General features: G+C 60.5%; 13 protein-coding genes. 4 read left to right on the top strand and 9 right to left on the bottom strand.

The window, feature by feature from the left end; translation table 11 throughout:
* Positions 1-215 precede the first annotated feature (215 nt).
* Positions 216-1,997, top strand: a complete 1,782-nt coding sequence (locus D8W71_RS11635; protein WP_121113641.1) for a thiamine pyrophosphate-binding protein — start codon at positions 216-218, stop codon at positions 1,995-1,997.
* A 157-nt stretch (positions 1,998-2,154) separates the two neighbouring features.
* On the top strand, positions 2,155-2,556 hold the full coding sequence (locus D8W71_RS11630) for a helix-turn-helix domain-containing protein (protein WP_236077950.1): 402 nt from the start codon (positions 2,155-2,157) through the stop codon (positions 2,554-2,556).
* On the opposite strand, the gene D8W71_RS28410 is transcribed toward D8W71_RS11630, so the two are convergent.
* The gene (locus D8W71_RS28410; protein ID WP_236077948.1) at positions 2,483-2,860 is read right to left on the bottom strand and encodes a helix-turn-helix domain-containing protein; all 378 of its coding nucleotides are present in this window, start codon (positions 2,858-2,860) and stop codon (positions 2,483-2,485) included. The two genes, D8W71_RS11630 and D8W71_RS28410, sit on opposite strands and share 74 nt — an antisense overlap.
* A 94-nt stretch (positions 2,861-2,954) precedes the next feature.
* On the opposite strand from D8W71_RS28410, the gene D8W71_RS11620 reads away from it, so the two are divergent.
* Positions 2,955-3,875 (top strand): SDR family NAD(P)-dependent oxidoreductase, encoded by a 921-nt coding sequence (locus D8W71_RS11620; RefSeq protein WP_161965449.1) that lies wholly within the window; start codon positions 2,955-2,957, stop codon positions 3,873-3,875.
* Positions 3,876-3,906: 31 nt separating this feature from the next.
* On the opposite strand, the gene phnA is transcribed toward D8W71_RS11620, so the two are convergent.
* From phnA to D8W71_RS11605, 3 genes are read right to left on the bottom strand one after another with little or no spacing between them, the layout of a single operon-like run.
* Positions 3,907-5,265, bottom strand: a complete 1,359-nt coding sequence (phnA, locus tag D8W71_RS11615) for a phosphonoacetate hydrolase (RefSeq protein ID WP_121113633.1) — start codon at positions 5,263-5,265, stop codon at positions 3,907-3,909.
* Complete coding sequence (locus D8W71_RS11610) at positions 5,262-6,191, bottom strand: LysR family transcriptional regulator (RefSeq protein WP_121113631.1); 930 nt, start codon at positions 6,189-6,191, stop codon at positions 5,262-5,264. Before D8W71_RS11610 ends, phnA begins: the two co-directional genes overlap by 4 nt.
* The gene (locus tag D8W71_RS11605; protein WP_121113629.1) at positions 6,188-7,579 is read right to left on the bottom strand and encodes a cation:dicarboxylate symporter family transporter; all 1,392 of its coding nucleotides are present in this window, start codon (positions 7,577-7,579) and stop codon (positions 6,188-6,190) included. Before D8W71_RS11605 ends, D8W71_RS11610 begins: the two co-directional genes overlap by 4 nt.
* A 373-nt stretch (positions 7,580-7,952) precedes the next feature.
* Here D8W71_RS11605 and D8W71_RS11600 point away from each other — a divergent pair, with 373 nt between their 5' ends.
* Entirely contained in the window at positions 7,953-9,035 is a 1,083-nt protein-coding gene (locus D8W71_RS11600) for a GGDEF domain-containing protein (RefSeq protein ID WP_121113627.1), read from the top strand.
* Between the two features lie 81 nt (positions 9,036-9,116).
* Here the strand turns inward: D8W71_RS11600 and D8W71_RS11595 are convergent, their stop codons facing one another.
* Genes D8W71_RS11595 through D8W71_RS11575 form a run of 5 tightly spaced genes read right to left on the bottom strand, consistent with a single transcriptional unit; the run spans position 9,117 to position 13,886 of the window.
* A complete protein-coding gene (locus tag D8W71_RS11595; RefSeq protein WP_121113625.1) occupies positions 9,117-9,425 on the bottom strand; it encodes a WhiB family transcriptional regulator in 309 nt (102 codons plus the stop codon).
* 22 nt (positions 9,426-9,447) lie between these two features.
* Entirely contained in the window at positions 9,448-10,833 is a 1,386-nt protein-coding gene (locus D8W71_RS11590; protein WP_161965448.1) for an MmgE/PrpD family protein, read from the bottom strand.
* Between the two features lie 22 nt (positions 10,834-10,855).
* On the bottom strand, positions 10,856-11,986 hold the full coding sequence (locus tag D8W71_RS11585; RefSeq protein ID WP_201265326.1) for a citramalate synthase: 1,131 nt from the start codon (positions 11,984-11,986) through the stop codon (positions 10,856-10,858).
* Positions 11,983-13,134, bottom strand: coding sequence for a CaiB/BaiF CoA transferase family protein (locus tag D8W71_RS11580; protein ID WP_121113622.1), 1,152 nt, complete (start codon positions 13,132-13,134; stop codon positions 11,983-11,985). Before D8W71_RS11580 ends, D8W71_RS11585 begins: the two co-directional genes overlap by 4 nt.
* Positions 13,134-13,886 (bottom strand): N-acyl homoserine lactonase family protein, encoded by a 753-nt coding sequence (locus D8W71_RS11575; RefSeq protein ID WP_121113620.1) that lies wholly within the window; start codon positions 13,884-13,886, stop codon positions 13,134-13,136. Before D8W71_RS11575 ends, D8W71_RS11580 begins: the two co-directional genes overlap by 1 nt.
* Positions 13,887-13,890 lie beyond the last annotated feature (4 nt).

Raw genomic sequence — 13,890 nt, 5'->3', positions numbered from 1 at the left:
AGTGTCCAGCCAAGGCGGGCTGCCACCTGGTGTAGAGGTCACCGTCGGGTGTCGAATCCCCGATGGGCGCATGCAGATTGCCACATGCGAGGGTGGCGCCCCGGTGCACAGATCGCGCTCTCAGCCCGTATCCGTTTCACACGATGACGGTATCGCCTTCAAGCGATGTCAAATATTGTCTAAAAATGGTCGAACACTTGAAAAGTGAGGAACGAATGAAACTGACTGGCGCAAAAATCATCGCTCGAACGCTGAAGGAGTTCGGTGTCGAGTACGTCGCGGGAATTCCCGGACATGGTGCATGGACATTCCTGGACGGATTCCTCGATGACGAATCCAAGATTCCCGTGATTCAGGTGTTCCACGAGCAGAGTGCTGTCCACCTCGCGGACGGTTACTTCCGCGCGACCGGTCGCCCCATGGCCGCCTTCACCTCGATCGGCCCGGGTGCTACCAACACTGTAATCGGAATGGCCACGGCCTACGCCGATTCCTCGGCAGTCCTGCTGCTGACCGGCGGACCGCATACCCACATGGTCGGCAACGGCATCATGCAAGAACTCGAGCGCAAACAGGACAACGCTTTCCCGGAAGTCCTGGCACCGGTGACGAAACGCCACTGGGTAGCGAACCGTGCAGACAAGCTCCCCTCGATTCTGCATCGCGCCTTCAGCGCCATGCTGACCGGCCGGCCGGGTCCGGTTCATATCGAAATTGCGATGGATGTGCAGGCCGACGCGGCTGACGTCGAGATTCCCAAGCTTCACGAGCGTCTTCCCGTCGGCAAGATCTACCCCGATCCCGAGGCAGTCAGCCAGGCGGTGGCGCTCCTCGCCGGAGCGAAGCGCCCTGTCATCGTCGTCGGTGGCGGTGCCCTTCTCGGAAATGCCTCCGAGGCTGTTTTCGAACTCGCCACAAAGCTGAAGATCCCCGTGGTCACCACCTACAACGGTAAGAGCACGTTCCCCGAGGACCACGAGCTGTTCGGCGGAGACATCGGATACATCGGCAGCACTTCTGGCAACAAATTGTCCGCGGATGCCGACGTCGTTCTATCCATCGGAAACCGCTTCACCGACTGGTCGGCTTCGAGCTACCGCAAGGGCGCAACGTTCTCCTTCCCACCCGCCAAACTGATCCAGATCGATATCGATCCCCACGAAATCGGCAAGAACTACCCAGTCGCGGTGGGCATCGTCGCCGACGCCGTACCAGCTGTATCGTTGATCGCCGCGCAGAGCGAAGCTGTGGCCAACCGTGACGATTACCTGGCCGAGGTCGTACGACTCCGCCAGGAGTGGAAAGAGAAGCTAGCACCGCGTCTCGACAGCGACGCATCTCCGATGACATCCCAGCGTCCACTCAAAGGACTTCGCGAGATCCTCCCGCGCGACGCCATCGTCGTGGCCGGCTCCGGAAATGCGCAAGGCACAGTCAAACAGACCTTCGAGGTGTACGAGCCCAAGACGCACTTCACGTCCGGTTCGTTCTCCCCTATGGGTTGGGCGGTACCAGCTGCAATGGGCGTGAAGCTGGGCCGACCCGACAAGACCGTCGTATGTATCGTCGGGGACGGGGAATTCCTCATGGGAATTCAGGAAATCGGTGTAGCAGTTACACACAACATCCCCGTTGTCTTCCTGGTGCAGAACAACTCCGGCTACATCTCGATCCGCGGCGGCCAACGTAAGATCACCGGTCGCTTTGTCGCATCAGAGTTCGCAACAGCCGACGGCAAGCCGTACTCCCCCGATTACTTGGCCATCGGCAAGGCCTTCGGACTCAAGACCTGGCGCGCAGAGACACCCGAGGAGGTCGATCGCTACCTCAAGGAGGCCATCGAATCAGGTGAACCAGCAATTGTCGAAGCAATGACAGCGCGAGATGCTGCAGGTCCGTTCGTTCCCGGATGGTGGGACCTGCCAGTCAGCGCCGACATCACCGACGAACGGCAGGATGAGTACTGGGAGGGCCGAAACCTCCAGCAGCACCTGTAACTTGCTGTGAAGCAGTCTGATTGATTCTGGAACGTTGCCCGGGCGGACGCATGATCGCACCTATCCGTCCGGGCAACTAGGTCAGCCGATGAGAAAGTTGCCTATCGTGCTTCCGTGTTGTCGGCTCGGTCGGTTGGGGCCCAGTCCGATATTGTCGATGTTGACCGAGGCCAACGACATTCTGCTCAACCACCCGCGCAACGCTCGTAACACCGAGCTCTGCCAGGCTCTCGTCGAAGAAGCGATCCGCCATCTTTCGGAAGCGGCGACACACGAACCTGATTGTTCGACAAGCAAGCTCACACGTCGCGAGAAAGAGATCGTCGAGGCAATCAGTGCGGGATTCTCCAATCCCGACATTGCGCAGACGCTGTTCGTTTCACGAAACACGGTCAAGTTCCATGTCGCCAACATCTGTCACAAACTCGGTGCCAGAAATCGAGCAGAAATAGCCGCCATGACCAGTCGATGCGACTGCAGCATGGTCAACGGCGCAGGACATCCAGAATGCCGACGAACAGTGCACGTTCGTCCTCAGTCAGTCTCCCGAGCGGACTGACAGATGCAAGCGCCCGTCCCAGGCGTCTCCGGGCACGTACACCTTCGGCAGTCAGTCCGACGAACTTTCGCCTTCCGTCTGCCGGGTCGGCTGTCCTTTCGACGAAACCGCGAGCTTCCAACTGAGTCACGATGAATGTGGCATTCGAGGCATTGCATCTCAGCTGTGCGGCAACTTCGGACATCGTCAGGTCGGTTCGATCTGGGTACACGTTCCAGAGGGCATGCGCTGTGACGAGTGTCAGGCCCTCTCTTGTGGCAGACGGCAAAAAGTCTTCGTTGATCCGAAGAGCAAGCTCCTGCATTCGAAGAGTCGCGTCGAGGATGTCCACATCTACAGATTAGCAGTAGTTCGAGTCTTGAAGTATCTTGATAGTTCAAGACTTGAAGGAGATGCGGATGTTGTTGGAACTGGGGCGACTCGACGGGCGCACAGTCGCCGTCACGGGCGCTACGTCAGGAATCGGGTACTTCATCGCGGAACAGCTCGCTGCGCTCGGCGCCGAGATCATCGTCGTGGCGCGTTCGGAAGAGCGAAGCCGACATGCCATCAGCCTCTTACCCCACTCCGGTGCTCACCGGTTCCTCGAGATGGACCTCGCTGACGTCGACTCCGTCCGTCGGGCGGGTGAAGAGTTACGGGATACGCCTCAGCTCGACGGTGTGGTGATGAACGCAGGCTTGATTGCTGCCCCGAAGTCATTCGAGGAGGGCCCTTTCGGCGTTGAGTTGACCGTGGGCACAAACTTTCTTTCACATGTCGAACTCCTGCGTCTCGCTCTCCCATCGCTGGAGCGTTCATCAGGCGGCGCCAGAGTCGTGAGCATGGGAAGCATGCTCACGCAACGCATTCCGTTCGATCCGAACAACTGGTTGTCTCAGGAGTCCTACCGCCCACGCGCAGCGTATGCCATGTCCAAACACGCGACGGAAATTCTCGGCTTCGAACTCTCCCGCGCACTTCGTGCCCGAAATTCTTCGGTCACGTCGATCGTTGCCCATCCAGGCGGAGCAATCGATGTGCTAACTGCCGATCGGCCGGGTATCCATACTCGGCCAGGCATTGTTCGAGCCGCTGCCCGGGTACTCAGGCCTGCATTTTCGTCGATCGTTCAGGGAAAGGATTCGGCGGCAGCTTCCGCAGTCGCGGCAATCGCGGCAATCGATCTACCAACCGGTGAGGTCTACATCGGTCCACGAAGCAATGCTGCAGGCCCACCGATGATCACAGAACCTGTCGCCACCAGCCGTGATCCTGAGCTCGGCAGACTCCTCTGGACCGAAACCGAACGCATCCTCGGGGCCCCCATCATCACGTGAAGGGCCCCCCGAGGATGCTCGTCCCGCTGGCTCAGCTTGCGGCGAGGGCTTCTGCGTCCGCAACCAGTGTTGTGGCTATCCAGAACGCGTCGTAGTTGTGCACGAACGCCGGATCACCGTAGGGCTCGTCTAGCAGCTCGGGCTGCGGTAGGCGGCGGTTGATGATGAAGGGGATCTGCAGTTCACCGAGAGCTCCGTGGGAGCGGAGCGGCGCATCCAATCCGCTGAGGTCGTGCCAGTCGGCATACCGGCCCACCGCTGTACCGGCTTCGGCGAGCAGAATGATGTCCCCGATCCGGTCAGCTGGCTGGTGGTAGACGTCGACCGCTTCCTCTCGGGTGTGGACTGACTGCACCCCGTCCAACTGTCGGAGTTGTTCGATGACCAGATCTCGGTCCGCGTCGCCGGGCAAATAGATGCTGGCGAACGAACCGAGAGCGCCGTGGTGCACTGTGTACGGGTCGGTGATCGGCAGGATTACACGAATACCATCTGCGCCCGCATTGCCGGCATCTGCCGGCGGGGCTCCCAGAATGCGGCGGACCTCGTCCTCGACGTAGACCACACGCGTGATACCGGCGTGGTCGGTCTTCGCACTCATGCCGTGGTCGGCAGTCAGCACGACAACTGCTCCCAGCGCATCCAACCGAGCGGCATAGGAATCGATCATGGCGTAGAAGTCATTCGCGACATCGGTCCCAGGGGCATGCTTGTGCTGAATGTAGTCGGTCAACGTCAGGTACATCAGGTCCGCACCTCGGGACTCGAGGATCTTGACTCCGGCCGCCAGCGCGAATTCGGACAAATCTGCCGAATAGACCTCGGGAAGCGGCTTGCCGACCAGTTCGAGTACGTTGTCGATTCCGTTGTCCGTCAATGTGGCCTGATCGGCCTTCTCGGCAGAGAAGCAGATCCCGGTCCGGGAGGGCATGTCGAACGTCGCGCCTCCGTTCATGCTGGGTCCCTCTTCGACAAGACCGGCACCCAGCAGGCGTCGTAGCTTGTCCTTCGCGGTGACTACGACGACGTCGAGGCCGGCTTCGTTGGCTGCCGCGAAGACGCTGGGCGCTCGCAGGAATCGCTTGTCGTTCATCAATACTTCTTCACCGCTTGCGGTGTCGAAGATGTAATTGCCGCTGATGCCGTGAACCTTGGGGGGATGCCCGGTGGCAATGGAGACGTTGTTCGGGTTGGTCAACGCCGGCATCGCGCAATGCGCGGGCCAAGAACTCGACTCACCGTCGAGAATGCTGCTCAGCCACGGCATCACCCCAGCCTTCATCGCCTCGACGTGGTAGTCGGGCTCGCTGCCGTCGATGCAGATCACCACCACCGGCGCCTGGGGTAGGACGTAAGTCCGAGAGTTGACGCTGAACGTACGTGACTTCATGGTGTAGCTCCTTTTCGTAGCTGTGCCGTCGGTGGAATGCCGTCGGCGACAAGGGCGAGAAAATGTTCTTCGACTCGGCTCAGGTGGCGGTCGTTGCGGTGAATCACGCAGACCGGCCGAGCCGGTGGCGGCGGGTCGAGGCTCAGCTCGGCAATCCTGCTCGACGTCAGAGCATCCTGGCACGCCACTCGGGGCAGACAGGATGAACCCAGGCCTTCCGCCACGGCGGCCACGATCGCGCCAGTACTTGCAAGAGTCCACGTGCGAACCGACGGAATCCTCCATTTTTCCAGCAATGATTCCTGGAATTTCCTTGTTGCCGAGCCATGTTCACGCAGAAGGACAACCGAGCCGCGCATCGCACGAGGATCGACCGACGAACCTGCCAAAGGGTGCGCGCTGGAGACGATGACGATTTGATCCTCCGGCGCGAGCGGAATGACGGTGAGCGCAGGACTGTCCACCTCGTCGGCGAGAACCGCAACGCCGACGTCGCCGTCGAATACATTGCGCAGCAGCGTCGTCGAGTTCTCAACCCGCAGATCGAGCGTGACCTCGGGGAAGGCAGCTGTGAAGGCGCGCAGCGCAGCGGGAAGGAACGAGCCTTCGGTGGTAGTCGTCGTTGCCCCTACTACGAGAGCTCCTGTCAAGGGCCGAAGACTCATCTTCGCCAAATCATCCACGGCTTCGTCGGCAATGGCGATCATGGAACGAGCGTGTGCGAGAAGGACGGCGCCTGCCTCGGTCGGCACGAAGCGTCGGCCGGTTCGATCGATGAGCAGTGATCCGACCTCGACTTCGAGCTGCCGGAGATGGGTCGACGCCGTGGATTGGGTGATTCCCAGAACACGCGCTCCGGCGGATACGCTTCCCGCGTCCACGATGCCCACGAACACCCGCAACCGGCGCAAGCTGGCGAGCGTCATCGCGACGACGAGACAGGTTGCGGATCCGGGAGAATAAATGCGTCGTCGAAAGCCGTCGGTTGGGGATTCAGTTCAGGAACGAACCCAGGTCGATGTCCGGCCATGATCGCGTGCACCTGATCTGGTTCGATTTCGCCCTGCCAGCGGGCGACAACAATGCCGGCCACTGCGTTGCCGAGCGAGTTCACCACCGCGCGACACTCGGACATGAACCGGTCGATTCCGAAGACCAGCATGACTCCAGCCACCGGTATCAGGTTCGTCGCGGAAACACTCGTGGTCAGCATCACGAATCCCCCGCCGGTGACCCCCGCAGTCCCCTTGGACGCCAACAACATCACCAACAGCAGGATTACCTGCTGACCCAATGAGAGGTCGATGCCGAGTGCCTGAGCGATGAATACCGTCGTCAAAGTGAGATAGATGCAGGTGCCGTCGAGGTTGAAAGAATATCCGGCGGTGACACTGATGCCCGCCGTGCCTTTCTCGACGCCGATATTCTCCAGTTTGCGCACAATTCCGGGTAGCGCGACCTCCGAAGACGACGCACCGAGAGCAAGTAGAACCTCGTCTTTGAGGTAACGCAGCACTCGCCAGGGACGTAAGCCGACCAACATGAGGATGCCGCCGAGAACGAAGACGACGAACACCAGGGACGTGGCGTAGAACGTCGCTATCAATTTTGCCAGCGCACCCAACGACGCGGCACCGAAATTTCCAGCCGTGAATGCCATGGCCCCGAAGACCCCGACCGGTGCCGCCCACAAGACGATCCTGACAACCTGAAAAAGTGCCTCACTCAGCCGCTCCACGCCGCGCGCGATGTCGCGACCGCGCTCCCCCATCAGCTGAAGGCTGACGCCGAAGACAATTGCGAAGAAGAGGACCGGGAGGATGGCTCCTTCTGCCAAACTCGCAATGATGTTGGACGGGATGATCTGGAGGATGTAGTCGTACCAGGACAGGTCCCCGCCGGCAGCGATTCCGTCTGCGACCTTGTCAGTGACCTCGAGCGAGTCGACGTCTGCATTGAGGCCTGCGCCTGGCTTGATGACGTTGACGGCCAGCAATCCGAGGCCGAGGGCAATCGAGGTTACGACTTCGAAGTAGATTATCGATCGCAAGGCCACTTTGCCGACGGAGCCGAGATTCGCGACGGCCCCGATGCCTGCAACGACCATGCACAGCACGAGCGGCGCGAGTGTCATCGTCAGGAGGCTGACAAATGCGTCCCCGAGCGGTTTGAGTGCCTTGCCGGTCGTCGGCCAGAGAAGGCCGACTGCGGTGCCCAGTGCCATGGCAGTGAGGACCCAGACGTACAGATGGCGGTACCACGGGGTTCGTTGCACCGCGGCGATTACCCGTTCCGTGTTCGGTGGGTGTGACATGGTCCCGTCCTCCTCGTGGCGATTCGGTACCGCCTAAGACCACCATCGTCTGAAGTGAATCGGGCGCTCTTGTGAACGAACTATGGCCGAAGCGTGAACGAGGCAACCTATCTGGCCGACGACCCGATGGTCCCCCATCGCTGAATCAGATGGGCACCGCTGGAACCCTGGAATATTCCACCTGTCGTCCCCGAAGCCGTCATCAGCCGGACCTCGCGAATACCGCTTCAGAGCGTGCTGCGCCGGGTGTCGCACCACACGGGTGAGGTCTTCTGATTGAATGTTGAAGTCACTGCGGGAGTAACGGGGTTGGCTCGGTAGTCCTACCGCGCCACGGTGGCGCTCCTTCTGATGCAACAAGGCGCACCCGAGAATGCACATGCTTCATCGATGGTGGACACAACCGTCCGATTTCGCGTGGACCACCGCCTATCACCGCACCAACCCGATACTGCAGCGCGCGCACATCGCCGTCGGTATCTGGTGCCTGCTCTACTCCGCACTCTGTGTGCTCGCAGCGCACACCCCGGCAGGGATCGGCGAGCCATCCGAATACGCCGCCGGGTATATGCTCGCCGGGATCGCAGGAATCGTCGGGGCGGCCTGGATACGGGGACCGTGGCCCAGTGAGACCGTCTCGAAGATGTTCGTGGTGTATCTCGAAGCCAGCTCTGCTGGAGCGTTGCTGATGCTCAGCGATCCGATGGTGGCGCTGCCCTGTGCAGCCGCGCTAGGCGTCAACGGCAGCTACATTGCGGCATTTCACAGCCCGAAACTGTTCTTCGGACATCAATCGTGGGCGATCGTGATCTCGGGGATCTTGTTCACCAGAGCGGTGACGGCGCCTGATGCCGATGTAGTACTGGCCAGCGCATACCTGGTCATGCTGACGTTGGTGTTGTTCTCCGCGCCGATCCTGACCCAGTCTCTACTGGTGTTGCTACGCCGCGACGCGGCCACTGCGTTCTTCGATCCGCTCACCGGATTGCGTAACCGGCGCGGGTTGGCCGCCGCACTTACCGAGACACTGCCCGCGGGAGGTTCGGCTGCGGTCGTGGTCATCGACATCGACAACTTCAAGAAAGTCAACGACCGATACGGACACGCCCAGGGCGATGCGGTACTGCGCCGAACTGCATCGGCGATCAGCGGCACCTTTGCTGCGCCGGCCATTACCGCACGCACCGGAGGAGAAGAGTTCGCTGTTCTCACCTTCGTCGAGCCCGCGGCGGCATTCGCCTTCGCGGACACATTGCGGATAGCACTGGCGGACGGCGTAGGTTCCGACCCAGCGGTGACGGTCAGTATCGGCATCGCCCACACAACGGCGAACACCCTCCCAGCTAGCTACGATCAGGTGTGCCGCTGGGCGGACACGGCGATGTACGCAGCCAAACGGGCTGGCGGAAACACAATCGTCACCAATACCAACCCGGAGGGCGCTTTCCCCTGCTGATCGACGATATCCACGGTGGCACTGACCTGTTCACCGATGTTGATCCCCAGCACCGTCGCCCACCATTGCTCACCATCCGGGTCATCGCGCCACAGGAACGAATCGATCACGTCCATCACCGACATTTCGCTCGCGGGCGGTAAGACCTCCCCAAATGCCGTACGGTTCATGAACCGCCACGGCATGCCCCAGGCAAGCTGCGCGCACCGGGCACGGCACGCACACCAACTTCGCCGCGGCTTCGTACCGTGTCAGCGAATGGCCCCGGAGCCCGTGCGGTGGGTAAAAGATCGACACGGGCATCGATCGACACTGTGCGCGGAGTTGCCACTCCCACTGATCCAGCCTTCCGCCGGGCAAAATCGGGTTGCGAGGGCTTCGATCCACCATCGTCTGTTCTCCTGTGCGTGGGCTACATCGTGGGCTCGAGCACGGGCTGCAGCTCCGGGAAACCTGTGAAGCGCTCGTCGTTCGAGAAGTTCGACAGCAGGTCGAGGAGTTCCTGGTTTTGCTCGATCTGGCCGAATCCGAGGCAGTCTTCGTACTTTCGAAACAGCTCGTCGCGACTCAGAGGATTGCGACAATCTCCCCGAGGAATGTCAACGCGTTCGACCACAGTCGATCCGTCACTCAATTGAACATCCACCACGGCATACGCCTGATCCCATTCGGCCTCGCCGGACGGCGGTACGGAGTCTTCTGCGACGGTCACTAGCTTCAGCATCCTCTGCACTTCGGACCGTTCGACCATATCGGTCGTGTAAGTATCGAGGTTTATTCGCTTGTCGAGCAGTGACGCCACGACCGCGTATTCCGCGCTGAACTTTCCCTCCAGGCCGGTGCTAGGACGGTGGTGAATCAATGGATCCAGGCCGCCCGGTTCGACCGTCAAGCGTACTGCGGTGACCTCTGAGGCTGCGCTGTGGATCCTTTCGGCCATCAACAATCCAGCATCTAAAGTTCGTTGTGTGTTGTAGCACGCGGGGTACTTCTTGACATTGATCCGATGCTGGAGGATCGATTGGCCTGGTGGGACTTTCATCGCCTGATCAATATCATGAAGTCGGGACTGATCGCCGAACAGCGCAAAATAGCCGAGCGGACCCTCTAGCTGTTCGGGATCCGCTGTGAACCCGTCGTGCGCGAGTGTCGCCGACATGACCGCGTCCCTGGCCGCAAGACCAGCATGCAGCGGTTTCGTCATACTGCCGAAGTTCTGGCGGCTACCGCCTGCCGCTGTGGCCGCGATGCCCAGCGCGTGAGCCGTTTGCTCCGCGGTGCTGCCTATGAGGCGCGATACTCCTGCTGCCGCTGCGACAACACCGAGTGTTGCTGTCGAGTGCCAACCCTGCGAATAGTGATCGCGCACTGTCAGGCCTGACGCAAGCCCGATCTCGATATCGAAGGCGATCAGGTACGCGTCGAGGAGTTGACGCGTCGAACTGCCGACATCTTCACCGACAGCTAGTAAAGCCGGCCACAAGACGGCACTTGGGTGGCCGTAGATGAAGTCCACGACGTCGTCGTAGTCCAGCGCATGGGCGGCAACCCCATTGACCAGTGCAGCATCGAGAGGGCTGACTTTCGTGCCGTCGCTGAGTACGGTGCTGCTTCCGTGCTGGTGCGTGCCGACGAGTTTCCGTACCTTGGCTACCGCGGCCTCGTTCCGTCCGCCGATCGTTACTCCGACGGTATCGATGAGGGTGCGCACCGCTTGTTCGATGGCCTCGTCGGGCGTGTCGCTCAGGTCGGTTTCGATCGCGTACGCGGCAAGAGTACGAGTGGTAGAACAGTTCATCGAAGTTGTATCCCTTCTCTGGTCAATCGGGTCTGTAGATCGAAGTGATCGGTGTTCGCCATGGCCGGATCGGGCCGGCATACGCGTCCCCGCCCAAACGGAAGTGCTGCGCCTGAGCCAAGGTTTCGATGAACGGAAGATCCATGGGATAACGGCGTTCGTGCGCAAGAGGCAGGGGCCCGGATTTCGATACGTGGCCATACAGCGAATGCCCGACGATTCGTTCGGCGAGCACGACCACGTCGATGAGTCGATCCATGTCGATGCCAGTCCGATATCCCATGCCCTCCAACAAATGAACTATGTCCTCTGTGGGTGACAACGTCGCTGCACGGCCGTTGCCGCAGTAGGGGCACCCCGCCATTCCACCGATACTGGTATCGACAACGGCGCGGCGACCGGCGCCCAACGCTTCCAAAGCTGCGTAAATCGAAACGGGCGCGCAACCGCGCGTGTTGTGGAGATGAAGGTGGAAGGTAGTGATCTGTGGCCAACGTTCCAGGATTGCCTTGATATCGCGGGCTACGGCGTTGGGTGTGTTCCAACCCATCGGGTCCCCGAGGAACACTTTCGTGACGCGGATACCTCGGGACTCCCACACGCGATGTTGTTGTTCCAAGAACTCGATACGTTCGTCTAGGTCGAAGGGGCCGAGCCAATTGGAACCCCACGCGGCGTTGACTCCGATTTCGGCCTCCGCCGCACCGGACTCGACAGCCCGGTCTGCTGTTTCTGCCCATGAGTCGATCTCGGCTTGACGTGTGCGGTTGGTGTTTCGCTGCGCGAACACGTCGCACAGGTGCAATCGTGTCGACGGGCGGTTGTCGTCGAGCGACAATGGAACAGGAATATACGCCGCCCGCCGTTCGACGCCAGTCTTGTTGAGGGCGAGCGCCGTGTACACCACGTCCGGGTTGGGGCTGAAACCTTCTACTATCGTGTCGATTTCGGCCATCTGTGGTGTCCATTTGGGGCTTACGAAGCTACCGACCACGATGCGCTTCAAGCCTGTCCAGGACAACTCGTCGAGTAGGTGGATCTTGTCCGCGACGGGAATGCGGGGGTTCTCGATCTGCAGCCCCTCTCGGAGGCCTTCTTCCACGAGAATCACATCCGGGAGACCCTGCGGGCCCTGCATTACATCAGGTTTCATCTCTCGAACCCGTCCGTGGAGTCAAGCCAACGAGGCTGATGCTCGCCCAACAATGGGGCGGGTAACCGTAGTTGCGGGTACCGTCCGTTGTTGCGCATCGGTAGTTTCACAGTGCGAAAATCCTCGATGTTCGGATGTTCGATCGCACCGAACGCCTCGATAGCTGCCACGTGTTCGTGTTCTGCGACCTGGTCGAGTGAATGAATAGGTGAGCAGGGCACCCCGGCGTGCGTCAGCGCATCTGCCCAGCACGCCGTGGTTCGACCGGCCAGGGCGGCGGCTATCTCGTCGGAAAGTTCATTCCTATGGGCAACCCTGGCAGGGTTGTCAATGAACCTCGGATCGACCGCGAGGTCCGGCCGCGCCAGGACCTCGCAGAGCGCGAGCCAGAGCGACTGATTACCTGCTGCAATCACCAGCCAACCGTCGTCTGTGGGAAACGCTGCGTACGGATAGATTCCGATGGTCCCCGACCCCAACCTTTGCGGAACTGTGCGGTCGGCGAAATAGTTGCCGAACTGCGCCGGTTGCCACATCAGCGCCGTATTCAACAACGAAACTTCGAGATGGGTCCCGACACCGGTACGCTCGCGGTCTCGTAGCGCATCGAGAACGGCGATCGCAGCCCACATACCGGTCCCCTGATCGAGGATGGAGACAGGTATCCGGGCAGGCTCGCCATGTTCGTCGCCCGTCATGCTCATGAGGCCGCTGAACGCCTGCATGAGGGGGTCGTATGCCGGGAGGTCCGACAGCGTTCCGCCAGATCCGAACCCCGTCATCTCGCAATAGATCAAGAGGGGATTGCGTTCCGCGCACGCGGCATAACCGAAGCCGTTGCGAGCGAGCGCCCCCGGCCGGAGATTCTGTATCAATACATCGGCCGTATCGACGAGCGACCCGAAGACCGACGCATCCGACTCATCTTTCAGATCCAGTGTGACACTGCGCTTGTTGCGGTTGAGTGCTGTGAAATGCGGGCTTTCACCGTTCCAGAACGGCGGACCCCAACGCCTTGTGTCGTCACCCGACACCGGCCGCTCCACCTTGATCACGTCTGCGCCTAAATCGCCGAGAATCAGAGTAGCGAATGGTCCGGCAACGCTGGTCGTGATATCGAGCACGCGCAGTCCAGTCAACGACGTCATCAGCCGAACACTCCCTTCTCGAGTACCTCGGGATCGTGGCTCGGTACGACTACGGCATCGAGCGTTTCGATCTTGGCGAAGCTGGCCATGTAGTCACTCAAGTTCACGAATGAACCTGACGGGATGTGCGCTGAGCGCGAATCCCCCTCCCAGTTCGCTCGCGTGTCGATGGTGTCTCCGGCGATCAGATGCTTACCGGTGTCGGTCTCCACGAGAACGCCTTGGGAGCCGGGCGTATGTCCAGGTAGCGAGATCAGACTTACTCCTGGAGCGACGGCTGCATCACCTGAGACCGTCCGGAAGCGATTGAGCATCGGTGACCAGGTAGGTGCGATCTCCTCGGTGTTCTCGAAGGCTCGGCGGGCGGGTTCCAGCGGATCGACAGCGAAGTGAAGCTCCGCCTGTTGCACGACGAAGTGGGCGTTATCGAACAGATCATTGTTTCCACAATGATCCCAGTGCAGATGCGTATGGATTACAAGGCCCACGTCAGCAGGGCTAACGCCGATATTGCGCAAACTTTCCCGCGGGTGTTCGCTCGGCGCGCGTTCGAAGTCGTAGCCGTGATGCTTGCGGACGAATTCCGGTTCGGGCGTTCCGCTGTCGACGACGATGGGAAACTCACCGCCGGTGATCACGAACATGATCATCGGCGTGTCGTGGGTGACACCGAAGCCGCGTTGGTACTGGACGGCTGAGACCGGAAAATCACGAATGACGCCGGCTGGCAGCGCATGAATCTTCAGACTCATTGTC

The organism is Rhodococcus sp. P1Y, assembly GCF_003641205.1.
In the GTDB taxonomy this organism is placed as follows: domain Bacteria; phylum Actinomycetota; class Actinomycetes; order Mycobacteriales; family Mycobacteriaceae; genus Rhodococcoides.
Note: the sequence above shows the minus strand (reverse complement) of the source record. Positions and strands in the feature narration are given on the sequence as shown.